Source organism: Limnohabitans sp. TEGF004 (genome assembly GCF_027924965.1).
Classification (GTDB): Bacteria; Pseudomonadota; Gammaproteobacteria; order Burkholderiales; family Burkholderiaceae_C; genus Limnohabitans.
The window spans coordinates 82,719-107,053 of record NZ_AP027057.1 but is presented as its reverse complement, the minus strand read 5'-3'; the positions used below and the strand labels follow the sequence as shown (position 1 = coordinate 107,053).

The 24,335-nt window shown below is 50.1% G+C and carries 23 protein-coding genes; 1 reads left to right on the top strand and 22 read right to left on the bottom strand.

The annotated features are described in order from the left end of the window. Positions 1-9: 9 nt before the first annotated feature. From LINBF2_RS13395 to LINBF2_RS13290, 22 genes are all read right to left on the bottom strand, one after another. A complete protein-coding gene (locus tag LINBF2_RS13395; protein WP_281891375.1) occupies positions 10-567 on the bottom strand; it encodes a hypothetical protein in 558 nt (185 codons plus the stop codon). A 7-nt stretch (positions 568-574) separates the two neighbouring features. Continuing rightward, complete coding sequence (locus tag LINBF2_RS13390; protein ID WP_281891374.1) at positions 575-982, bottom strand: TcpQ domain-containing protein; 408 nt, start codon at positions 980-982, stop codon at positions 575-577. Positions 983-990: 8 nt separating this feature from the next. Next, positions 991-4,377 carry a zincin-like metallopeptidase domain-containing protein gene (locus tag LINBF2_RS13385; RefSeq protein ID WP_281891373.1) on the bottom strand — a complete coding sequence of 1,129 codons (3,387 nt, stop codon included), beginning with the start codon at positions 4,375-4,377 and terminating at the stop codon, positions 991-993. 2 nt (positions 4,378-4,379) lie between these two features. After that, complete coding sequence (locus LINBF2_RS13380; protein WP_281891372.1) at positions 4,380-4,565, bottom strand: hypothetical protein; 186 nt, start codon at positions 4,563-4,565, stop codon at positions 4,380-4,382. Continuing rightward, on the bottom strand, positions 4,552-6,513 hold the full coding sequence (locus tag LINBF2_RS13375) for a type IV secretory system conjugative DNA transfer family protein (protein ID WP_281891371.1): 1,962 nt from the start codon (positions 6,511-6,513) through the stop codon (positions 4,552-4,554). The genes LINBF2_RS13380 and LINBF2_RS13375 overlap by 14 nt, the downstream gene beginning before the upstream one ends. Further along, positions 6,506-7,630, bottom strand: coding sequence for a P-type DNA transfer ATPase VirB11 (gene virB11 / locus LINBF2_RS13370; RefSeq protein ID WP_281891370.1), 1,125 nt, complete (start codon positions 7,628-7,630; stop codon positions 6,506-6,508). Before virB11 ends, LINBF2_RS13375 begins: the two co-directional genes overlap by 8 nt. Continuing rightward, positions 7,599-8,972, bottom strand: a complete 1,374-nt coding sequence (virB10, locus tag LINBF2_RS13365) for a type IV secretion system protein VirB10 (protein WP_281891369.1) — start codon at positions 8,970-8,972, stop codon at positions 7,599-7,601. The genes virB11 and virB10 overlap by 32 nt, the downstream gene beginning before the upstream one ends. Next, positions 8,969-9,874 (bottom strand): TrbG/VirB9 family P-type conjugative transfer protein, encoded by a 906-nt coding sequence (locus LINBF2_RS13360; protein WP_281891368.1) that lies wholly within the window; start codon positions 9,872-9,874, stop codon positions 8,969-8,971. The genes virB10 and LINBF2_RS13360 overlap by 4 nt, the downstream gene beginning before the upstream one ends. Further along, complete coding sequence (locus LINBF2_RS13355; RefSeq protein ID WP_281891367.1) at positions 9,871-10,551, bottom strand: VirB8/TrbF family protein; 681 nt, start codon at positions 10,549-10,551, stop codon at positions 9,871-9,873. The genes LINBF2_RS13360 and LINBF2_RS13355 overlap by 4 nt, the downstream gene beginning before the upstream one ends. Positions 10,552-10,594: 43 nt before the next feature. Further along, on the bottom strand, positions 10,595-11,188 hold the full coding sequence (locus LINBF2_RS13350; RefSeq protein WP_281891366.1) for a type IV secretion system protein: 594 nt from the start codon (positions 11,186-11,188) through the stop codon (positions 10,595-10,597). Positions 11,189-11,190: 2 nt separating this feature from the next. Continuing rightward, positions 11,191-12,288, bottom strand: coding sequence for a type IV secretion system protein (locus LINBF2_RS13345; protein WP_281891365.1), 1,098 nt, complete (start codon positions 12,286-12,288; stop codon positions 11,191-11,193). Beyond that, positions 12,285-14,723 carry a VirB4 family type IV secretion/conjugal transfer ATPase gene (locus LINBF2_RS13340; RefSeq protein WP_281891364.1) on the bottom strand — a complete coding sequence of 813 codons (2,439 nt, stop codon included), beginning with the start codon at positions 14,721-14,723 and terminating at the stop codon, positions 12,285-12,287. Before LINBF2_RS13340 ends, LINBF2_RS13345 begins: the two co-directional genes overlap by 4 nt. 2 nt (positions 14,724-14,725) lie before the next feature. After that, positions 14,726-15,046, bottom strand: coding sequence for a VirB3 family type IV secretion system protein (locus LINBF2_RS13335; protein ID WP_281891363.1), 321 nt, complete (start codon positions 15,044-15,046; stop codon positions 14,726-14,728). A gap of 12 nt (positions 15,047-15,058) precedes the next feature. Next, complete coding sequence (locus LINBF2_RS13330) at positions 15,059-15,379, bottom strand: TrbC/VirB2 family protein (RefSeq protein ID WP_281891362.1); 321 nt, start codon at positions 15,377-15,379, stop codon at positions 15,059-15,061. Between the two features lie 17 nt (positions 15,380-15,396). Further along, the gene (locus tag LINBF2_RS13325) at positions 15,397-15,759 is read right to left on the bottom strand and encodes a hypothetical protein (RefSeq protein ID WP_281891361.1); all 363 of its coding nucleotides are present in this window, start codon (positions 15,757-15,759) and stop codon (positions 15,397-15,399) included. A 686-nt stretch (positions 15,760-16,445) separates the two neighbouring features. Further along, positions 16,446-16,754, bottom strand: a complete 309-nt coding sequence (locus LINBF2_RS13320) for a HigA family addiction module antitoxin (RefSeq protein ID WP_281891478.1) — start codon at positions 16,752-16,754, stop codon at positions 16,446-16,448. Between the two features lie 168 nt (positions 16,755-16,922). Beyond that, complete coding sequence (locus tag LINBF2_RS13315; RefSeq protein WP_281891360.1) at positions 16,923-17,231, bottom strand: addiction module antidote protein; 309 nt, start codon at positions 17,229-17,231, stop codon at positions 16,923-16,925. A gap of 116 nt (positions 17,232-17,347) precedes the next feature. Next, entirely contained in the window at positions 17,348-17,674 is a 327-nt protein-coding gene (locus tag LINBF2_RS13310) for a type II toxin-antitoxin system PemK/MazF family toxin (protein WP_281891359.1), read from the bottom strand. Continuing rightward, positions 17,671-17,928, bottom strand: coding sequence for an antitoxin (locus LINBF2_RS13305; RefSeq protein WP_281891358.1), 258 nt, complete (start codon positions 17,926-17,928; stop codon positions 17,671-17,673). The genes LINBF2_RS13310 and LINBF2_RS13305 overlap by 4 nt, the downstream gene beginning before the upstream one ends. 114 nt (positions 17,929-18,042) lie before the next feature. Next, entirely contained in the window at positions 18,043-18,441 is a 399-nt protein-coding gene (locus LINBF2_RS13300) for an H-NS histone family protein (RefSeq protein ID WP_281891357.1), read from the bottom strand. A gap of 18 nt (positions 18,442-18,459) precedes the next feature. Beyond that, a complete protein-coding gene (locus LINBF2_RS13295) occupies positions 18,460-19,578 on the bottom strand; it encodes an ATP-binding protein (RefSeq protein WP_281891356.1) in 1,119 nt (372 codons plus the stop codon). Positions 19,579-20,423: 845 nt separating this feature from the next. After that, positions 20,424-21,743, bottom strand: coding sequence for a homoserine dehydrogenase (locus LINBF2_RS13290; protein ID WP_281891477.1), 1,320 nt, complete (start codon positions 21,741-21,743; stop codon positions 20,424-20,426). Positions 21,744-22,675: 932 nt separating this feature from the next. Between LINBF2_RS13290 and LINBF2_RS13285 the strand changes: the two genes are divergently transcribed. Beyond that, complete coding sequence (locus LINBF2_RS13285; RefSeq protein ID WP_281891355.1) at positions 22,676-24,238, top strand: DUF5666 domain-containing protein; 1,563 nt, start codon at positions 22,676-22,678, stop codon at positions 24,236-24,238. The last annotated feature ends 97 nt before the right edge of the window (positions 24,239-24,335 follow it).

Genomic DNA, 24,335 nt, shown 5'->3' with positions numbered 1-24,335 from the left:
TGCTCCAAATTAAAGGCCGTTGCGCGAATTGCGAACAGTGACGCGCTTGACGGCACCGCTGTTTTTTGCTATTTCAGCCTCAAAGCCAAACGGCTCCAAGACCTCGTTCAATGCGGTTTGAACGTCTGCCGCACTCGCTTGGAAATCGTCTTCTAAGACAACATCACGGACACGACCGGATGTTGTTGCTGACGCTGCCCAGACCAAATCAATTGACTGAGAAGCCAGCCATGCCTTCAGAGTCGGCATGAGTCGATCACCCTGACGAATAACGAGCGGTGGAATGACTGGTGCCGCAGGAATGGCTGTAACGGATTGATTGACGACAACAACGCCAGAAATCGTTGATTGGGCAGAACCCGACCCAATCGTCCCGGAATTGGCCATAGCCTCTTCTGAGGCGGGCTCATCAACCGTCGCAATCAGGGGCTGCGGGCAATATTTGCCCAGAATCACAGCGCCGGGTGGGACCTCAGGACAGTTTGGACTTTTAGCTTCTGTTGCGCTGGCAACTTGAAGAAATGCAATCGCGCTAATGGCAATAAGGTTTTGTTTATTCAATTTCATGTGGACCTCACTTGTTCGGAAAATCTGAAACGACAACCGTCGTCTTGTCTGGAAACTCCACCATGAGTGGGTTGTTTTCATCTTTGAGTAGTACTGCCAGTGCAAGCACGGCAGCACGAATGTCTGGTTCATCAATGCCACCAATGGTTGTGACTTGCGTTTTTGTGTTCCATACCAAGCGCATCTGTGCTTGACGAGTCCAGGTGGCCAAAACACGTCGAACATCGTCACCACGTTCAGCCGTATAGCGCGTTTGGTGCGGCAGGCCTGCGCGGGCAGCTCGGATAAGCTCAGCTAGTGCTTCTTCATCGGTGTTGATCTTTGCTACCGGACCAAAGGCCTGCGGTGGCGGTGGCGGTGGCGAACTGGCGCAAGCAGTGAGCACCAAAAGAATTAGGGGTGTCAGTTTTTTCATGTGGTTTTTCAACGAATCGGGGTAACGCGCTGAGGAGCTGGTGTTGGTGTGATCTTTTGCAACTTCACCGAGTGCTGGCCGTTCATGTTCTGGTTAGATGACTGGAGGCCGTCTGCAACTGCTGCGATCGATGAAGCTGCAATATTTTTGGGAACTTTGTTGATCGCCATGGCACGCGACACAATTTCAAGACCTTTACTCTTTGAAACTTCGTCAACACTTGGTCCAGTTGCGGGGGGTTGTGTCTCTACCTTTGGTGTAACAACACCAACTTGAGCGTCTTCATGTAGTTTTTGGATCGTCTCGGCAAGCCACTCGTTGCGATTCGTCGAAATTTGTTCTTGTCCGACGACAAGGCCTTTGTCGTCTTTAACGTCAACCTTGACAGAGACAGGCTTTGAGCCTTGATAAGCCAATAGGATCGTCTCGCCGATAGGTGGGGTGTTTTCTTGCATGGCTCGCTCGATGTCGACACCCCAAATCACCTCTTCGCCCTTATTCGTTTTCAGTTTGGCGTAATAGTTGTTGCGTTTGTCGTCTTTGTTGAACTTGTATGGAGCAGGGCCATGCTCCAGCAAAACCCCAACGTAGGCTCTTGGTGTTTTCAAAACCGATGACAGTGATGCAATCGTTGTCTCTACGGCCGCTACTTCCGTCACGCCCTTTGCACGCAACTCCGCACGTATTTGAGAAACCATCACGGGTTCTCCGCTTTGATTTTTGGCAACCAATGGGGTTGGTTCGTTGTTGCGGACGGGGTTGGCTTCAGTAGCTTGCTTAAGCGCCACAGTGGGGACTGCTATGCCGTCTTTAACTAGCACCGCAATGCGCTCTTGGAGCTTTGCACGGTCAACGGGTTCTGGTGTGTATCCAGTTACTTTTAAGCCGATCAAAGAAGCCTCAATCCATGCGCGACTCAAAAATTCAGGTGTGCCATTCAGGTGTAGTTGTTTCCAGCCTTTGGCTTGTGCGAGAGCAACGATTGCTTGCACGACTTCGGGACTGCTGTGCTCTGTTTTGAATGTCTTGCCGTCATCAATAAAAGCCAAGGTGGTTTTCTTGTCGCGGAAATAAAACTTACCTTCGGCAAACAGGAATTGTTCTTTGAGGCGTTCCATCACTGTGTCAAACAGCGCAACGCCACCGATTGTTGGAGCAACAACAGGTGTTATTTCTTCGTTCTCAACGGAGTTGATCAACTCAGACTCTGCCTTTTCCTCCGTTGAGGCAGGGGCTGCGTCCTCAGTTGAATCAAGTTCCAACGCAGGTGACTCAATTTTTGGAGATGCTTGCTCGACTTCAGGCGTTAATGGCATGTCGACCGGGGCAATAGCTTCGACGGGTGTGGCCACGCTTTCTTGCTCAGAAGCTGAAACAGGATCAACAACTGGATTTGTCTGCCCAATAAGTGCATTAATCAACTTGTCGCCATTCTCGTGCCCGTACTGGTCATGCAAATCATTGAAGTCTTTGCCCGTAAAGCCATCTGCGGTCGGAAAAACTACGGTAGCGTTTATCGCTGCGCCCGCCTCAATCGCCTTGGCGCGGCCTGCGTTATAGGTGTTTTGTACATCGTCATCCCCACAGATGATCATTGGTTTCTGCGGATAAAAACCACGGAACACTTTCGCGACGCGAACCAAATTGCCGGAGTCGAAAGTTACAACAACAGGGTTACCCGTTGCTTCATAGAGACTCGCGCCAGTGGCATAACCTTCAGCAAACAAAATTGGGCGCTCGTCAGTAATCTCACCAATCAGATGAAATAAGCCGGACTTACGACCGTCTTTGAGATAAAACTTATCTGTGTCTGCGTTTTCTGGTCGTTGAGTCAGAATTCGTTGTACGTTCCATAGCTTGCCCTCTTCGTCCACCAAAGGCACCAAGAGCACTCCATTGGGCATTGCGCGAAGGCCGTAGCTGCCAACGCCTTTGCGGTCAAGATACGGGGTAATCACATCTGGCGAGCCCGCATCCCAAAGCTCTGCAGCTTGTGCGGCCGTTTGCTCTTGCTTTGCAAGCTTGAGCGCGGCTTCTTTGGCAGCAGCCTCGGCACGTTCTGGGCTTGGTGCTGGTGCTGGTCGACTCATACGCTCTTGCGTTTTCTGGTCTGGTTTCCAGCCGCCATCCATGGCTTCTTTGAAAAGCGTGGCAATAGTTACACCACCATCGGCTTTGATGCTTTTCCAAGTGGAGTCTGCTGATGAAGCCTTATAGCTTTCCCCGCTTTGGCTCCAGTTATCAAACAACGAAAAACCATCTTCACCGGGAAATTCACTTTTGATGGCCATGCCTATCTTGGCCCACTCATCGCGCCCGGTGTTGGGTGAGATGAAGCTGAGTGCATCAGCCGTTTGTTCGTACGTGATTTTTTCGAAATCTTGAGTGGCCATGACACGATCCTTCTGAGGTGGAACGCCATAGCCAAGGACTTGAGCCTCGACTACGGGCGTTTCATGCACAACTGCTTCTTGGGCTTGCTCTTGGGTGGGCGACTGACTCAAGCCAATCACAAACTCTGCAATCTTGTGGGCTTGAGACGCTGCTTGATAAATCTCGTTTTTGTCGTCTTTCAAAGCAGCAATCCAACTACCTTGATACGCAGCGTGGCGCTCTGGGTTGAATGGAACACCAAGCTCGGCACTAATGAACAAGCTGGCGAGCTGAGCACGAAGCTCTTCGCGTGCGTAAGAGGCGCTACCGAAACCACCGCTCAAATCACGGTTAAGGCGACTTTCGTGCCCAGACCAGTGACCAATTTCGTGCAACAGAACTTCGTAGTAATCCAAGCTCGAAGAAAACGCTGCGCGTGGTGGCATATGAATGTCATCGGCACTAGGCGAGTAAAAAGCACGGTCTAGTTGGTCGTGAACAATTCGAGCACCGCTTTGCGCGATGATCTTCTCTGCCAGCTCAACGGTTTCCCACTCTTCGCGGGCCACTGTTGGAGCCTCGTACGCCGGAATACCATCAATTTGCGATGCGTGAAATACGGATGCGTAGAAAGCGGACGGGACTTCAAGCTTCACAGAAACGGTTTCTGACTTTCCAGTGACGGGGTTGGGTCGCTTCTCTTCACGATCCCATTTCCAGTATTGAATCGTTTGTGCTTTAGCGCCCTTCTTGACTTGCCAGCCTTCAGCTTGGGCTTGTTTGTACGTACACCAGCGAGGGTCTTCGCCCTGCCCCATTTTTGAGGCAGCAATCAAGAGTTGAATAGAGTTTCCGCCCTTGTAAGGCTTGCCAGTGACTGGATTTTGAGGAAGTTGCAAAGCTGCTGCAGCTGCAGTTGCGTCCCAAGGCTTTTGCCACGGAGCCGTACCTGTCTCAATCAGCTTGATCAGTTCGTCCGTTAACTCTTGGCGAACGTCGCGACGTTGTTGTTCGGTTGCCATATTTACTCTGCCACTTCTTGGATGGCTGGCATCTGTTCGCTGAACTCGCCTAAATCAAAACCAGAATCGCTTACAGATTCACCGCCCGCAAAACTTGGCAAGGGAAGTTGTTCGCGCAGCTCTGTGCGTACAGATGGCAAGCCATCGGTATTAAACGGGAAATTAGTTTTAAGTTCAGATGCGCGCATGGCTGACACCTCCAGATGAAAAAAACATGCTGAAAAATTCTTCTTGAACCACTGCCTTGAAATCGGCGTGTGTATCAAGGGCGGCAAAGTCGGGAAGCTTTGCGGCAAGCGCAACTGCCGCAGCTTCAATTTCTGCTTCTGTCATATTGGCGAACACGTCGTTCTCCTTCTCAGAGTCAAGTTGGTTATCTGGAATGGTTTGTGGCAAAACATTGGGGACAAACGAGGCAAGCTCACCCGCAATGCGAGCAGCATCAAGTTGGTCTCTAGTTGGGGTTTTGCGACCAAGCTCAGCAAGTAATGGGGACACTGACTTGAGGCGGTCAATAAACACTGCGTCTTCGAAGTAACGTACCTTGTCGCACAGCACGGGGGGCGTGCCCTGCTTGTCAATGATTGACTGCGATGAAGGCATTTGCTTCAATTCTTGGGGCATCATCAGTGCGCGGCGCTGATCGCTGATGCTGGTGCCCCCAGATGAGTTGCCGTTCACTGTCAAGAAGTGGCCACTATGGTTTGATGAAACAGATTCAGATTTAGTTGTGTAGTAGCCAAGCATTTCCGACGCATCTTTTGCTTCTTGGTCATCGCCGGGAGGGAAAATAATTCGCACTTCATGGTTCGTGATCATGTTGCGAGCATCGGCTTTTGAATAAAGGCCCTCACCTTCGAGTTGCGATTTGCTTTGGATGATGGTCAGTAATCGCAAGTTGTAACCAGCAATGTATGAAACGGCCTTGGCAACAATGCCAACTCGACCAAATGCTGTGAACTCATCGAGCAACACCAAACATTGATATTTCAAGCTCTTGTCAGCTTCGGGCAACACGCCTGTATTCAAACTGATTGTTTGAGTGAAGAACAAATTGATTAGGCGTGCAGCCGTTTCTAGGCGGTTGGGTGAAATACCGAAATAGATTGAAATTTTCTTGCGGCGAATATCAGCAAGGCTAAAGTCGCTGGCACTTGTTGCAGCATCCACCATTGGATTTGCAAACATCAAAAGCGGCGCATCAAAGCTTGACTTGATATTTCCAAATGTTTCCTCTGGGGCTGACAAAGCACGGCTCAGGGCGTCGCGACATTGGCGGCTCAAATTTGGGGTCTTTTCTAGAATGTCGTGGATGTGCTTTGGCAGCGACTTGTCATAGCCAGAGCCTTGACGAAACACTTCTCCCAACGTGCAACGGGGATGATTTGTTTCGATGAGGTACAGCGTCAAACCAAGGAAAAGGTTTTGCGCTTGATCGTTGAAAAAACGATTCTTGTCAGACTCTTTGCTTGGGTAAAAAATCTGAGCAATTTGCAACACATCACCGGGAGTGATAAACGGGTCTCGACTGACGCTGTCTAGCGGATTCCAGCGATGAGTTTTGCGGTCTGCCGCAAAGGGGTTGAAAAGGTAGGTCTCTTGCCCAAGTATTTTTTGACGGAACTTGCTGGTCAATTGCCAGTTTTCAAGTTTGACGTCGAGGCCAACAACTGATCCTTGCCAGTTGAGCAAGTTTGGAATCACACAACCAACGCCTTTCCCGGAGCGCGTGGGGGCGGCAAGCAACACAAACTGCTGACCATCAAAGACTAAATATTTGCCCTTGAATTTTCCAAGGATGAGGCCGCGCTTACCCAAAAGTCCGGCTTCTTCAACTTCCTTGAGTGTTGCGAAACGTGCATCACCGTGAAGGGCGCGACGGTCTTTGTAAATCGAAATCAGGGTCAGAAGACCGATAACAAAAATCACAGCAAACGCCAGCTCAATCGCTAGATTAAATCGGCGATTGGAAAATCCGTAACTGATGAAGTATTCAAGGATGGTGAGAGGTGACTTTGGAAACTCCATGGAACCAAAGAGATTGAATCCCCACACCGTAAAGTAAGGCCAAACGATCACAAGTGCGACTACGACGATAGTCGCCAAGACGTGCTGGTGTTGTTTGAAATCACGCATGATGGAGCGTCCCTTCGCCAACTTGCAACGCAAGTTTTCTGGCTGGATCAAAGTCCACTTCAGTCACGAAGCGTTCAACGCCTTTAACCTCGCCTTTGTCGTCATATACCTTCTTGCAGGTGATATGAATAACGACATCAATCGTGAGAGACACCAAGCGCTTCAAGGAAACATCTGTAAAGATTGCAGCATCTGGGTGCTCCTTCGCCATGAACACGTAACGTTCATAGGAAAGCGCACAGCTTTCAGCGTGATAACTCGTGATTGACCCTGAGTGTCCGGTGGTCAAAAGCTTCAAGAAGTCAAATGCCTCACCGCCGCGCAGCTCTGCAAGCAAAACACGGTCCGGCTTCATTCGCATCGTGGATGCGATCAAGTCGGCAGGAGTGACGTTGGCAACGCCCTGCCCGCCTTTGCTGTAAATCAAGTGAACCTTGTTGTCGTGCTTCGGTAAGAACAATTCGCGCACGTCTTCAATGGTGATCAATCGTTCTGTCGATGGAATGTGTTCGCACATCGACTTCATCAGCGTTGTCTTCCCTGAGCCTGTGTCACCAACTACTGCAATGTTCTTTTTGGCAATGACTGCTGCGATCAGAAACTCTTTGAGCTTCCGGTCTGACAAAAGAGCGCAAAGGTGCTTGTCTGTCATATTGAGTCCTTCTGGCTTGTTTTGCAACGCTTGAGACTCCACCCAGACAAAGCGCTCAAATGCTCCGTCTGCCTCGTACTGCTCAAGTGAGCGAATATCGGTTGACGGGATACGTATTGAAAAACTAATAGTCCCGGGCTCAACAGCAGGTGGGACCACAATTTGCATGCGTTCACCGTTGGGCAAAGTTGCAGAAAGCAATGGTGTCCGTGACCCAATTACCTGATCTGATCGATATCCCACGCTCTCAGCAACGGCCAAACATTGTTTGTAATTCATGCTTGGAAGATAGTGACGTTCCCATTGCCCATGAATGGACAAAAAGAACTCTCCGGGCTTATACATAGTTACTTCTGTCACACCCGGATTGGCTGCAATTAGCTCTGTAATCGGGCGCATCAGCTCAATGACTGACGCGTCGCGACTCAACGTGTCACTGTTCGCGTTTGGATTTAACAACGTCATAGACTTCCTTGAATTCCAAATCACGAGCGACATAAATAGCGACGCGGTCGCCTTGATTCGCATACAGAGTCGGTTTGATGTTGATCGACTGAGACAACACTTTCTCGGCCAAGCTTGATGAAGTTTGGGTGGTGTTTTGAAGGACCGTGGCACCACCAGAAGTGTTGGTGTTCGTGTTCTTGGCAATCTCGTACGCCATGATGTCTTTGTAAAAAGACAGCATGTACGCGGAACCAATACGCTCCCACCAGCGGTTATCAATGAGGCCGTCCATGCCTGCTGCGCCCAATGAGTCTGTTGAGGGGCTGTTCAAGTCAATGGTGACGCCCCCGGGCATCCGAATACGTGTCCAAAGAACAAAAACACGGCGCTGACCGGGCTGGCCAGAGGCTCCGTATTCCCCTTGAACTTCGCTCATGCGCTCAATCAGCAAAGTTCGACCATTCGCTGAATACACGTTAGAAGTGACGATGCATGAGGCGAATCCGCTTATGTCTGTCACCACGCGAGTCGTCAAAGCGCAATCAATTTGAGCGCCCTTAGAAATGACGCGGTTCTCATCAATCGTCTTTGCGGCAATAGCTTTTGGAGTATTCGCCCCACTGAGGTTATTGCCAACTGGCCCCTGTGCATTTGCAGACGCACCTTGCTGTTGTCCACCTCCTTGCAAAGCCGCCCCGTTCGCTTGTGATGGGTTTTGTAGACGTTGCAGATGGTCCATGATGGTTTTGGTGGAATCTGTGGGAGGCGCAGGAAAGCCACCGGGCAAGCCGAATCCGCCTAAACCTTTGACACCCATGGCTTGGGCCGGACCATTTGAAGAGCCGCTAGAAAGAGAAATGTCCCCGCTATAACGATCAAGTGGCTTTGTTTGACCGTTGTCGAATTTTGGTTGTGTTGCGTTGCCTGTGTTCTGAGGGGCTGGAATCTTCGCTCCAATCACAACGCCTTGGCAATTCACCAGAATCGATGTGCCGTTTGCGTCCTTAACTGGTCTTCCGGTGTTTTTGTCTATCAACACCGAGTCTTCGCACTTCTTCCCATTTGATGCAGATGTGCCGCCTTGAGGTCCAACATCAGCACCTTGAGCTGTAAATGGCTCTGCGGCGAAACTAGCTGCGCCTTTGGGTGGAGGTGGTGCCACAACCTCTTTCTTCTGCGGCTCGACCAATGAAACTGCTTTATGGCCAAGCATTCGCAAAGCAAAAACTATTGCAATAACAAAAAGCACGATACAAAAAACGGCGAAGCCAATCACTTTCCAAGACACCTTGCGCGGCTGTGCGCCAATCGAATTGATGTCTGGATTTGGGCCTTCAACCATGCGGTCTATTTCGTTCATTTCGGCTCCACTGCCTTGTTTTTACGAACCAAGTTAGGCGTAGTCGTGCCGTTCCATGTTTCGATACCGTTTGCATCAAACTCTTCGTTGAGGATGTTCACCACAGCTGAGCCGAGTCGAAGGATGAACTTTTTAGACAAGCGCTGAACAACCAAATAGTCGTTGGTTACGCGAGCTTTTGGGTTCTCAGGGTCAGCGCTCAAACGGGCTGAATGGGTATTCACGCGTATTTCTTCGCCTGCTGGACCAATAGCAAAAATTGCAGGAATTTCGCGGTTCTTGGGATAACGAAAATACGTAAAACGTCCGTCATCAAACACGACACTTGGGGCAATTTCTTCAGAATCTGCTGCTGTCTGCTTTGAGTAATTTGCGTTACGGACAATTGGTTCCGAGAAATCTTGCGACTGGACATCAGGCGCAGCCTCTTCTGCCGCAGGCATGTCTGGTGCGCCTTTCGCTGCAACTTTCATTGGAACGGGCGGCAAGGCATATCTGAAGATCACCCGGTAGTAAACAGTAGGTGCGTTTTCTTGGCCCGGCATCACCACGAATTTGAGGCTGTAATCCCGCTTGTTGGTGCTAATTTCTAGATTGTTTTTGGTTGCACGGCTGCGTGGATTCACCCAGATTTGATTAGTGCCCGGCTCTGCCTTGATGCACCATTCGTCGCCCGCTCTCTCGCAGTTACTCGGGAAGCCGGGCTCAGCCTTCACAATGGTTTCGTCTGAATTCAGAACCACGCGTGTCATTACGCCCAAGGCAACTGCGACAACAACAACATCGTCTGGCTTGTAATCGGCATAGCGGACCCGCAAATCTGACTGCCCTTTAACGGGAACCAAATCAGCCTGCGCAACAAGTGCGAACAAGGTAAGAAAAAGTATGGTTGCGCGTTTCATCGTGCTGCTGCCATCTCAGGTGTTGCGCGATATGCAGTGACCGCAAAACCCAATGGGTTTTTGAGCAAGTCATTTACGCCCCAACCCGTAATTGGCTTCCATTCAAAGGCAACGTCAGCTTGATACGTCTCTGTCTTCTCTGCTTGACGAAGACCAACGCGCCACGTTGTCTTTTCAAACCGCACGGTGCCGCGACCTGAAACACCGGGTGTTGGTTCGGCACTGATGATGTGAATACGCTCTTCTACAGCATCAACTAAGCGCGTTGATTTGTTATTTGGGCCTTCGTAGATAGAAGAGTAGTCACCACCTACAGTTGGCGAACTGAGCGCCATGGTGAGGTCGTAATCCTCTTGCAAAAGCTTATAGAGATAGCTTTCGCGAGCCTTCACATAGCGGGCCAGCCAGTAACGTGCATTGATGTCGTCGTTGCCAACCGTGCGACTATCAACGACGCTAACAACTTGCGTTGCGCCAGTTTCCTTATCCACATACACCAAATGTGGGACGACTTGCTTCAGAGGAACCATGACGGCGACGGCGGTAACTGCTATTACCGCTGTGGCTGATGCAACACCAGCAACAAGCCATGCACGGCGCTCACTTTTGTAAGCACGATGTGCAATTACTGCTTCAAATGCCATGCCGGGGGTTTTAGTCAGTTGATCTTTGCTCATATAACTCATTCAAATAATCACAGGCACATCAACGAACGCACATTTAGTCAAATGCGCTACGGGTTCGTCGGAGAACTTTTCGGCTTTCTTCTTTGAAGTCTTCGTCGCGTTGTTCGTGCTGCAAGACCTTTAGCTGATTGAGAAGCTGTGCTTCTTTTTCTTCGTTCGCAGTCATGACTTGTTCAGCTTGGATACGCGCTGTCAGTTCTGCAATTCCTTTGGCGTCGTTTGTCTGGTTGATGGCCCCCATCAATCCTTGGATTTGCGCGGATCGTGCCTGGCTGGCTTGCATAAGGTTCCTTAACTGCTGGCCTGTCGTATTGATAAGCGCTTGTTTTGATTTGGCTTGGCTCATTTGCTGCTGAATGTCACCGCTCAGAATTGGATTTGTGATCCCGTTGTTTGCCATGCCCAACATTCGCGTTCCGCTCATGTTTGCAATTTGCTGTTGCTGCTGCTGGATTTGCTGGAGCTGATTCATGTATTGCTGATACATCTGCTGATACTGTTTTTCCCAAGCAAGCAGCTGTTGAATAGCTGTTAAGACAGATGTGTTGTCATAAACGGGTATGCCCTGCCCAAATGAAGTCATCGAAACAACGAACAACAGTGAACAAGTAATGCGTTTGAGTTCCATTTCTATCTCCCTCTTCTTTTCTCAAGTGCGTTCAAGATATTTCCAACGGCTTTGCCCGTGGTGTATGGCGCTCTGCCAACGGCTTGCCCTGCTAAGTAGGCTTTACTTGGTGTAAGTGAGGCAGAGTTTTCACCGCCTGAAGACTCTGACTTTCCGTCACCTGGTGCGCCACCACCTGAAGGGCCTTGAATAAGCCGATTCATGACTGCTTGCGTAACCATGCCGCCAAGACCTTTGGAGTCCATACTCATGCCACCACCTGCAAGCTGTGCGCCTTTTTGAGAGGCATGCAGCGCACTAAATCCCAAGCCGATGGCCACGATAAGCACGGCTAGCGAATCCGCAAGCACGGTTGCGTCACCAACTGCGCCCTGTTGGACGGCTTTGTCGAGAAAGTTTTTAAATATCTCTGGCACAACGCTGCATATCCCAGCTACAAGAACTTGTGTCATAACAAATCCGATCAACGCAGCAAGCCATGCTTCAAAGTATTTGGTAGTGATTGGGAAGAGTGCCAACAGAACAAAAATAGGCCCAAGAGCCAACATCAATGCCATCCCTGTTTTTGCCAGAATGATTGGCAAAATGCAAAGAACTGAAACCACCAATTGAGCAAGCGCGATGATGAGAAAAACAACCGTATAGAGTGGATCTGGAATGCCTGCCCAGGTTTTTTTCGCAATTGCCATCTCAAGAAACACACTGTCATACGAAATGCATTCAGCCCCTGTGGGTAGCGTGACGCATCCTGAATTCGCGTAATCAATGGCACCACCAACAGTCTTTGCCGCACCGTGAGTTAGTGCAAATGTCAGGTCACTGGTAATCCCATTCGCAAAGCCTATTACGTATTCTTGGTATGCGCCGCCGCCAAGTGCAACAGTTAAAACCAGAGCGATTTTCATAAGGTCTTTTATGATCTTTGAAAGTGGCTCCGATAAGTCACCACGCGCTGATGCGTAGCCCATGTAGACCAAATAAATTGTGAGACCTACGACAGCAATTCCACCCGCATAACCAGCAACTGCGGCGCTGGTGCCATTCACATAACCGCTCAGGACGCCATCGATCTTTGACTCTAAAAGGGCTGCGATTCTCATGCGGCTGCTTTCTCTGATCTACGCTCTTCACGACGTTCGTTGACTTTCTCAATCAACAGCGGAACCCATGCTTCTGGAGCATCGCCAACCGACTTTCGAATTTCATCCAGCAATTCAATGTTGTCTTGGCTACCACTCAAGATCGTGATCACGTCATCAAGTCCACCAAGATCAAATCGCACTACCGCACTTTTGCCGTCTTGTTTCACAAGAAATGCACGCGAGGCAGTTGGCAGTGAACGAATAATGTCGAACTCTTGTGGCGTTACTTTGAAGCCCTCGACATAGTCCTTCTTGATCGCATTAGGGTTAGGCAAGTAAATGCCCGTAACCGATTGCTGAACGGCCGTCTTAGCTAGTTCGTGATCAAGAACGTCATCGGGCTGTTGGGTTGTCAAACATACGAAGCCGGACTGCTTACGAATGGTCTTGAGCTTGTCGCGCACAAACTCCGAAAAGGCCGGGTTTTGTAATGGCTTCCAGAACTCTTCCATGAACAACGCGAACGGCGTGCCATCAATCAATGTTTCACTGATGTGCAGCAGGCACATAACGAACGGTGGGCAAATTTCTTTGTCGTCAATGAAAGTCGAATAGTCGAACCCAAATTTGGTATTCGAGTCCAACTTCAATGTGTCTTGGGGGCTGTCTAGCACCCAAGCCAAATCACCGTCGTTGACCCATCGACGCAATTTCGCTTGGAGAGAGCTGCGACCATGCAACTCTGTCGGAGGAAGTTGCTGTGCCACCAGCGCTAGACGGCGCATTGGATGGCCCATACCAAATACACGCTCAATCGCAGTAGAGACCAAAACCTCTTCTTCGGCGGTTAGCTGCTCTTTGCCCTGCGTGAGAATTTGAGTCACGAGCTTGCGACAGAAATCACGAGTGTGTTGTGTGTCGGCCCATTGGAATGGGTTAATGCCAGTTGGAATGCCTCGCTCAAATGACTTGTACGTTGCCCCCATTGCGCGAAGCGCAATTTCAGCGCCGCGATCCATATCCAAGAAAACGATCTTGGTTTTGTATTTGTTCAACATACAAGCTAAGAAAAGTTCAAGCGTTGTTTTACCAACGCCCGTTGCACCAAAAATTGTGGTATTGCCGGGCAATTTCGCGTCTGTGCTGTCGTGGTCTTCAGGGGAGCAATGAAAGTTAAAGTGAAATGGCTGACCAGAGGGGCTATCAAAGATGCAAAGCGCCTCGCCCCAGGGATTGCCCGCTTTCTTGCCAGCCATGAAGCTATGAAACGGGGAAAGACATACAAAGTTCCAACTCGTTAAGGTGGCTTTGCGTGTCATGTGTCGCCAGTTGCCCGGTAGTTGGAAAAACCACGACGACTCAGGCACATCAGTTTGAACGGCCCCCTTAAAACCAGCGTGGCCAAGCATGGTGAGAATTTCACTTTGGTCTTTTCTGATCTTGTCTGGGGTGTCAGAAAAAACTGTCATGCTGTAGTGGTACTGGCCCGCAACAAGTTCATTTTTCCGCAAGGATTCGACAACCTCGTCAAACTGACGCAACTCGTCAACGCTTGCTTGGTTGCCTGCAAACATTTGACCGCGTTGTGTCCTGTACCACTTGATGGCATCTGCGTCGTTCATGATTGAAAACGCCTGCGTTTCAACAAACTCTTGGTCTGCGTACAGAAGCTGGCTGAGCGCTAGTGCCCCTGCTCTGTCTGCATAATTGGCTAGCTCAATTGCTGAGGCATAGCGCTTGCCTTCTTGCCCTGTGATTTGGATCACGCCGCTGGTGTCACCAAATGTTTTACGAGTTGTGCAAAGGTACTCATCAAGACGAACACGTGAGGTCGGAATTTCTTGCCATTCACCGTTCACCAAAAAAGCTAAAAACGCCTGTAGTTCTGAATACTGAACGCCGTCACGTTCGTACTCACCTAGCAAGCGTGGTTTGTATTTTTTAAGGGTTGATTTAACCTGCTCGCAAGCTTGATTGATTTGTTCAACACATTCATTTTCAAAGGCAATGAACGCCTCCAGCGAGCCAAAGCCGAGGCCTTTTAATGCAGACTGCTCAAACGGTCTATAAATGACAGTCATAAATAGCGCGGTACGCATCATGACCGTCTTAGCTAATTTCTCTTGGTAGGCGTTAGCAACCTCTAAGCAGAATTGATTGTCAAACTGAGCGTTTTGTGTCTCGGTGATTCGATGGCGAATCTTGTGTGTCCAAAGTGCGTATTGACCGCCGCCAAATGCGATGAGCACCTGATGGAGCTGGTTTTTGTAAATCTCGATTTGCTCGGGGCCGCACGTTTCAAAGTCGACGCCTTCAATCTCAAACGTGGCCAAGTAACCATTGCCATCTTTAAGCTTGATCACGCTGTCTGATACAGCAGAGGAGTACGGCACATGCTCTGCAACTGCGCGGGAGCTGTCCATGGCATGTTGAATTTCTTGGATAGTTCGCATGGTTATTTTTTGCGGTTCATATTTGTTGGGCCGTAACTCACACCACCCCACCGAGCGACATCACCTTTGCGACGACGCAACATCAGTCTTTTTCGTTTTGCCTCTAGCAACCATGGGTCTTTTTTTGTGACATGACGCATGTAGAAAAACAGAACGAAAAAGATGACAGCAAGGACAAGCGGCAAAAAGAATTTTTGGAACACGATGATCAAAATTCCAATTGGCAAGAGACAACTCAAGCCAAGAAGAATGAGAGGGATCATTGGCACCCCCATCAAAAGCGGGGGGCGCGTAGCGCCTTTGAAAATCGTGTGTTCTTCCATGCCGCTTACCTGTTAAGCGCCTGTAACCAAGAAGCCAGCAATAGCACCAGCTGCGCCGAACAAAACGCCGCCAATCAACACGCCCTTGAGGTCGCTGAACTTCGTACCTTCAACGAACGCAAATTTGTAACCAATCAACACAAGCGCGGCAGTAAAAAGCGCAATACCAACACTCATGACCACATAGAGGAATCCGTTGAGCGTCTGGTTGACCTTTGAGGCCGCAGAGGTTGCGACCTGCGCCATAGCAAGATCGCTAAAAAGCAAGGCCATCAATGGGATAGCAACGGCAAAAATTGCCGATTTGGTAAATGTCTTAGTAGCTTTTTTCATAGCTGATTCCTTTGGTTTTAAGTGGGTTGGGTTGCGGGAGTTGTTGGCTTCAACTTGAGAGTGATTTCGTCTAAAAGTAAGTTTTGTTTTTCCAAATACTTCAGCATCCGATCCACCGACTTAAAGGTCCGTGGTCGACCACTTCTGACCGTGAACAGCGTGAACACGCCGGGCTTCCACGACAAGGTGAACGTCAAAACAAACCCCTCGTCAGTACAAAGAATGGTTTCTTGTTTGATGGTGGATGCCGCTGCGTATTCACGCAGCTGCGCCTCGGTCACTTTCAGCAATTTCGTCTCCAGTTGAGTCAACAAATGGATTTTCGTGGCTCTCATTACCGCGCCTCCATTTTTTAACTCTTTTTGGTTTGTTTTGATCATTTGTTCTGACAATAGTGATTGTTATTACGTATGAGATACTATATATCGTGCATTTTCGTATGTAAATTAAAAGTAAACAAAGATATAAGAAAATTCCTTTAAAGGTTGTATTTATGAAGATTTCAGAGTCTGATTTGGTGCAAGCAATGCGATGGCACGAGAAAAATGCTCACGCACAAGGCAATGTTTCTGGGGTGTTTTGCCTGCGGCCTTCGCGGTCTTTTAGACCCGCTCTACGAGGTGTGGGAAACTGGCAAAAGCGTTGAACCATCGAGCCTTTTAAAGAAAGCTATAGAAAGTCTCAACGCTCACTGGACTGGCGTTGGTAGCCCGTCAAGAATTAAAGGCGCAGCTTGACCTACGGCCATCAGCGGCAAATCACTAACTAGGAAATGTGTACGAGAAATAAAAAGCGGCGGCTTAAAGCAGCTCAAAGCTTTTGATGAAGTTATAAATCTTCTCTTTTTGGAGAAAGGCCATTAGCTTGTCCAATGACTTCCAGGTTCGCGGTCTGTTGTGCCTTGTCGTGAACAAGGTGTTCCTTTTAAATTTCGGTTGTTGTACGCGGTCGCCCTAACAATTTTTGCGGGTGAGTATTTAGCAATGAACAGTATGCCGAAAAGGCGATCCCATAAATTCAACAAGATCGATTCCCGTTTCCCGCGCCATCTATGCTAGCGATACGGTCAAGCAGCAACCAAGTCAAATGTGGCAATCTCACGCGTGATGATTTTTGCGCTCTTCTTCTCTGCGATTCGCGAATCATATGCGGCTTGTAAAGAAAGACACCTTTGTGCCTCGCTGCCAAAGTAGCGCTCAAGCCGCAAGGCCGTGTCTGCCGACACGCCACGATTGCCATCCACAATTTCGCGCAAACGTGAATACGGGACATGCAAGGCGATTGACAAAGCACGAACACTGATACCAATTGGCTTGATGTAGTCCTGTAGAAAAATCTCGCCTGGGTGGATTGAGCGCATTCCATTTTTTAAAATGATGGTTTTTCATTTGGGGAGGGTGTTCCTTCAGCGATAGACGATCAACTCTACCCCCGCTTCACGAGCTGCCGCTTGTAATTGGCCAAATTTGCCTAGTCCCCGAAAAATCAAAGTTTGGTCAAATCTTCGACAATCACTGGGAATGAGCCCAAACCGGCGTAAATCTCAGGTGGCGGCATGCGGCCCTGCAGGTTGTATGGCTAGGCGTAGACCCAACGCTTTGAGTACTGCAAAAAGGCTGCGCAGCTCAGGGTTACCTTGGGGTGACAGTGTGCGATAAAATTGGTTAGCGTTCAGCTCTGTTTCCTTGGCAACCGAACGCACACCGCCGTGTGCTTGTGCAATTTGCCGCAACGCGACCAACAGGTCCGCGGGCTCACCGTCTTGCAGTAAATCATTTAGATATTCGGCTGCGAACTGTGAGTCATCCCGAAACAGTTCGGCCATCGCCTCGTCATGGTTTCGGTCTTTCACTTGTCAGCCCTCCGTTTTCAGTCTTTCCAATACGAGGTTGTAAGCCGAAAGCTGTTGCATGTCCTGGTCGATCTTCGCGGCCAGTCGACGAATTTCATTCATGCTCACTGCTGTCTTCACTCGAAGACCGTGGCGACCTTTGCCAGCACTTCATCCATGAGTAGCGCCGGCAACGTATCCACCTTACGGGCATGACGGGCGGCCAGATCGATTACGCGCGGCTGGTCACAGCGCACGACGCCGGTCGTCTTGATGCCGGTTACGGGCACGGCGAAGCCAAGCCGGCGCGCGAACTCACCGCCGTTGGTGATGGGCAAGATCACTGGTAATTTCGTGGCATCGTTGAACTCGGCAGGCGATACGACCAGGACGGGGAGGCTGCCGCTTTGTTCGTGACCGGCGGTCGGATCGAGCGATACAAGATAGATGTCTCCTCGCTTCATAACAGTTCACCACCCATGGCAGGCGCATCGATCCATTCGCGTTCCTCGGTCGGTTGCGGCTGCGAATAGTCCGACGTGGCCAGCAACTCTGCGAGCGTGTAGCGTGGCCGTGGACGGGGATTGACCACCAAGCAGCCGTGATCGACTGCGAGACCGACTGTCGCACCAGCTTGCAGGTGCAGTTGGTCAAGGAACGCCGGCGGAACGGCCAACATGATTGAGCCGCCGACCTTCCGAAGATTGGTTGTATGCATGAGAGCCTCCAATGGATAATATTATATCAAAGTATAACTATAATTGACCTGGTGTGCAAACCATCTTTGTCGTAAAACAAATGTTTTGCGACATGCCTGCAACAGTCGCCTGCGTTAACCTCTGCACGGCCTCAAAATTGTGTGGAAAAGCAGGCGTTTGAACTGCAGCCGTGAGTTGGGTATCAAGGCTGATTCCAAAGTACCAGCAGCCTTCAATGACTGCACCCACGTTGGTGCCACACCACGCCCCGTCCAGCTTTGCTCTGGATTAGCGGGGTTACGGTATTTAGCAGGGACTTTTTTACCTGCCAAACTGTTCTTTTTGGCTGCACGCACAGCCTTGGCAGTCTTACCACCCTTGCCAGCGTCCATCGCCTTAGAAATATCGCTTGCTGTCAAACCTGCGTCTTTAGCCATTTGAACAATTTTGCTCAAGATCTTGTCATGCGACTTGGCTTTGAGCGCTTGCTCTTCCTTCTCGAGTGCTTCGCGTTGTTTTTGAAGCGCTGCCAACTGATCAAACTTCGTATGCTAGGACTTAACCAACGACGTTTCTAAGGACTTGCGACTTAGCCATACTTTTCGGATGAAGGGATCTGCAACAACATAGACCCCATGACCGCTTCTTGTGATGAGGTTGGCAGCAATCATCTTTTCGACCAAGTTTTGAATCTGATTTGCTTCAACCAAGGCATGCACCGTTTGTGTAAATGCTTCTAACGAATCTACGCCATATAAGCCAGTGACACCAGTTTCAGGCCCTGTTGCAATGCGTTCAAACAAGGCCTCTCCCAAAGCCCCAAACTCATCCAGCGTTTGCAGCTCAACATCGGCAGCAGCAGATGCTAGCGTTGCACAAATGATCGGAAATGCTTGATCGGGATCGACTTTTGTTGTTTGTAGTTGTACCAGTGCTTTGAGCAATTCTTCAGGGCGATTGCCCATTGCCTTGAAACCCTCATACGTCACTGACTGGCTCGCAAGAATCAGCTCATGGGCAGATGAGAGTTGCTTTAACTTCCATACAACAAAATCTCCAGCCAGTGGCTCGTACGTGGTTGTCACAGCCCCCATAAATGGTTGTGACCGGCGCGTTGCCATATCTGTCACCAATGACTTGTGTGACCCTGTGCCTAAGAATAATAAATGGCCTCGCCCATCCGGTTTTGAGTTGACCGCATCCCGAGCTGCTTTGAGTGCATGCATGAGGTTGTAGCCATCATCTGTTACCAAGGCTTGTTGTACTTCGTCAACAATTAAGACAACACTGATGCCTGCTTTGTCTATCAGCTCGCTTAACGCTTGGGCGATGGAAGCGCCATGAGGGGTTCCAATGCGCTCAAGCTGGAAACCAAAGGTCATTCCTGCGGCCCCAAAGTTCATGCTTTTGAATCGCTCCAACAAATCCGATCCGGGCGTTTTGAATTGCGTGAGTGTTTGTTGGATGGCCTCGTTGACCAAAGCTGATGGCAAGCGCGAACGATCAGCCCAAAGATCTACATAGATAACCACAGCACCTTGTGCCTCAAGTGCGGGAATCAGGTCTTGCTTGAGAAAGGTCGTTTTACCAATGCGGCGAATGCCAGAGAGAAAGACGCCTGAACGCACATTGAGCTGAAAGGCTGTTGGGTACAGAAGCTGCTGAGCCATGTCATGCGCATACTTAGGTCGGTGAAAGACATCACTTGTCATGGCAAGTTACCCTTCTATATCCAAAAGAAATAAATATCAATATTTAATATTAACGCATAATCTGTTGTTTTGCAGCACAAACAGCAAATTAATACAGAGATGGGCAAGGGATGGTGGCATCAAGGCATGCCGAAAAGGCTTGGGGAGGCTCGATTTCAATGCGTCTTGCTGATGGTAGAAGATGTAGGTAGAAATGAAAAATGCCCCATTGAGGGGCGTCTTTACTTACTAACTGGCGGAAGCGGCAGAGTACCACCACCACCATCGTCATCATCAGATGACGATGGTGGGCAGGCTTCCTTTGGAGCAGCAACAGGAGTTGGCTTGACTGCCCCCCTTCCCTCTAGCAGGTTTGTCAGCTTGAGCTTTTTCTGCCTGCGCCTTCGTTGCAGCTTCCATGATCGCCACAGCTGCATCGGCAGTCTCTGAAAGAGTCTGGCGAGCGCCAAGAATGCGGTCAAGAATAGACGGTCGACTCTTAACGGACTTAGGACTTTTGTAGCCCCGCACAGCTTGTATTTTGTGACTGCGCATGAGCCGCTCTACGCGATCCTTGCCGCATGTCTCGCCAGCTTCTCGTAAATCGACAAACACGCGCGGCGAACCGTAGACGCCGCCAGTATGCGCCCTGAGGCTGCCCTATTTTTTGCCTTACGGTTTCCATTAAGCCTTCATGAAAATCGAGCCAACTGGGCGCACCAAACGGTTGATATTTAGAACGCATTTCGACGTGCATCGCTAGAGAGTATTTGCAAAGTGTTCGATTTTTGGGAGATGAGGGCATTCAACCTGATTGATTTCAATTAATCCAATGTCTCTATGCGGATGCTCCGCACGTGCCCCTTCACCGCAGGCAATTCCCCGAGTTTGGAAATCGCACCATGTATAACGCTGTTCCGCACTGGCTTTGTCAATGCGAGCATGGTACAAAACTCTTGTTCAATAGGGTGCTTCACAACCTCGAGTCGCCAGATGCGTATTCCAGCCTGCAACAAAACGTCCATTACATCTTGCTCAAATTTTGCAGAGTTGATCAGATCTAGCCGCAGGTAATAACAAGTCATCACGTCAGCTATTTCTCTCACATGAATAGCCGTGATGGCACTTTGCTGAAAAGCGAGCGATGGCACTCTATGTTGGTGTTTAGTTTCAAAAGATCGACACAAGTCAACCAAATCGGCAATCACTGCTGAAGCTGTTTGCTCGGAGCCAGCACCCGCGCCGTAGTGCATCGTGAGCCCGGCAGCATCGCTCTTCACCATTACTGCATTCATGGAATCATGAACGTTGGCCAACAGGTGGTTGGTAGGGATCAATGTTGGATGAACGCGAAGCTCCAAGCCTGAGGAGTTTCGTTTGGCAATCCCCAAGAGCTTGACGCAGAAGCCCAAACGCTCCGCGAAGGTGACGTCGGCCAATTCGAGGTCGTTAATGCCCTCGGTATGGACCTTGTCAAACTGGATGGGGACACCAAACGCGTTGGATGCCAGAAGTGTGAGCTTGTGTGCGGCGTCAATTCCCTTTACATCAAACGTCGGATCTGCCTCGGCATAGCCAAGACGTTGTGCTTCTGCAAGCGCCTGGCCAAAGCTCAAGCTTTGCGTTTTCATTCTGGAAAGGATGTAATTGGTGGTGCCATTGATGATCCCGGCGACCCATTCGATGCGGTTGGCTGATAAGCCTTCGCGCAAGACCTTGATGATGGGGATACTGACTGCGACTGCCCCCTCATATGCAACCACCACGCCTTGGGCGTGCGCGGCTGCAAAGATTTCACTACCGTGTTCGGCTAGCAGTGCCTTATTGGCAGTGACCACGTGCTTGCCATTGGCGATTGCCTGCAGCACTAAGTCTTTGGCGATGGTGGTTCCACCAATGACCTCGACAACCACATCAACATTCGGATGGTTAACGACCAAGAGCGGATCATCAACCACGACCACATCATTGGTCAGTATGCTGGCTGCACGCGCCAGATTGCGAACAAAAACCATGACGATTTCGATTCGCCGTCCGGTTCTGGCTGAAATAATATCGGCGTTGCGAGCCAAGACTTGGTAGGTGCCAGTGCCTACGGTGCCAAGTCCGAGCAAACCGACACGTAGTGGGGCTGGGGCAGGCATGAAAGCGCCAAAGTGCTGAGGGGTAGCAGAAAAACTTGCTTGACGATCTTGGTACATACATTCTCCGAACAGTTATGAATCCAGATGCCAGTGCTGGATTTGTTCAGAGAAATTACCAGTAGGCAGCCGGAATGGCCACCTGCACGTCGCTCAGGCGGCCGTGTGCGTAATGGTGGTAATTATGTGCGCTTCCGTAGCCCAAAACAGAACAAACAACCAAACAAATACCATGTCAGTGGTATCTTTCTGGGTTGAGCTAAGGTGACGCGACATAATTTCAGCATATCACAGCAGGCAGTTTGCTCTGTCGTTGAGGTGCGGATTTGCTCGTTTTACCTTTTCGAGGGCATGGACTCATTTAGCCATATCACCCATTGCACTGCGGTTCGCAGAGATCTTGGGGAAAGTTAGAGTGAAATTTTTCCTGTTATTCGCGGGAAATCTCCAACATTTGCAGAACTTCCCCATTTTTTTACAGGCCACTCACAAGAACTGTGGTGGCAACCTCAAGGCTATGCAAATAGTTTTTTATGGCACGCTAGACCGCTATTGCGTGACGAGCTTGCCGCACTCTTGGGTGTGCACCGCCGGTAGCGTTGGGCCTTTGTAGCTGTCCGCCCACGAAGTGGTGATGCTAAAAAAAGGCTGTGGCAACAAAGGTGCGCACTAAAGATGAAGAAGCGAAATGCATGACAACCCCCAATCAACGCAGGATGGTGAACCGAGCCAACAACTCGGCGGGCGTGGCAGCCCACGCGTTGAGCGAAATAAATAACAGCGCTATGAAAAACTTGGGAAGCATGGTTGTGCACCTTCCAAAACCCAATGTTATTGAGCACTTCTTTGGGTTTTTAAGAGCTGCGCTGCTGCCCTTAAGACTGTCTTAATCTGAGGATTGCAAACTTTCTCCATTCGTTGTTGATGGAGTTGGCATGTCACGTTCTGTTTTAAAACCAAAAGCCCTTGCCTTTTTGCTAGTCGCCGCCGGTTTTCTAAGCGCATGTGGTGGAGGCGGTGGCGGAGGTGACAGCGATCACAGCGATGCCGATTGGTCCACCAACCCAGCGGGTGCGGCAACATTCAATGGCGCAGCTGCCGCCTATCAGGGCTCCATCAGCGGTTTAGGCTCCATCGTGGTCAATGGCGTTCGCTTTGAAACCACTGACTCTGTGGTGTACGACAGCGATGACTTCAGCACAAACTACGACAGCAACACATCGACCTTCAGCAGCCCACTGTCACTGGGCATGACCGTCGCATTGTTTGGCGATGTCGACGATACGCAAAGCCTAGGACGCGCGGCTCGCATTCGTGTGGTCGGCGGCGTGCGGGGCACGATGAGCGCCATCACCTCTTCCGCCATTACCCTGCCAACGCAAGTCATTCAAATCAACTCTGCCACGACCTACGGCGGCACTTCCGATGGCACCTTGATTGCCGCAGCAGCGGTGACAACTTATGCCGACTTGGCAGCGCTCGTCAACACCCATCCATTGCTGACTGTGTATGGCCTTGCCCAGCCAGACGGCAGCTTTTGGGCTACCCGCGTTGTAGTTACAAATGCGGCAACACATGCGTTAGATGTGGCCGTGCGCGGCACCATCACATCCATCACAGGGAGCACCTACACAGTTCAAACAGGCCCAGCTTCGAGCATCACGGTGGACTGCAGTGCTTGCACGATTCAGCCCACAGGCAATACGCCCGTAGTAGGCGATGCGATTCGTGCATTGGCTCCACTCAGCACAGACTGGGATGGCACGACCCTGACAGCCACACGTTTGCAATTGGTCAACGCCGCTTATCTCACCCTTTTCAATGGCGCCCCCAGTGCCTCGACTTACGTCAAGATCAAAGGCGTTGCCACTCAAACGAATGGCAATTGGTATGTGGGAGGTGTTCAGGTCAGTGGCGCCACATTGACGGCCAACACGCTTTACGAAATCAAAGGCACATGGTCAGGCTCGACATTGGTCGCGTCTCGGGTAGAAATCGAAGGCCAACGTAGCTTTACCAACGGCTACAACCAGGCTGTTACTTATTCCAACGAGTTTTATGGCGCTGTCAGCAACTTGAGTGGCAACACCTTCACTGTTCAAGGGGTGAATGTGAACGCAAGCTCTGCCTACTTTCCCACTGGCTCCATTGCCAACCTCAGCAATGGCACTTTTGTGGAAGTCAAAGGCGTCTATCAGAGCGGCACCTTGAACGCGACAAAAGTCGAGATCAAATACGCATCCAACAGCAACGCCAGCTCGGGCCGTGTGTTTGAAATGTATGGTCAAGTCGGTGGCTGGTCTGGCATTAACAGCACCTTCAACTTGACGCGTTTGGGTGTGACCTACACCGCACAAACTTCAGCCAACACCCGATTCAAGTATGGCACGCCCAGCAACGGCAGCTATGTGGAAGTCAAAGGCTATATGGACGCCAACAATGTCTTCCAAGTCATCAAGCTAGAGCTGAAAAACGGCTATCACGACTACGATGATTGACGCTTTATCCATGTCCCTACCTCAAAGGGGGCTCTCAAGGACGTGGGGCCAATAACCTCGCGTGCGTCCGTCATGTGCTGTACGGCGGGTGCTGAAA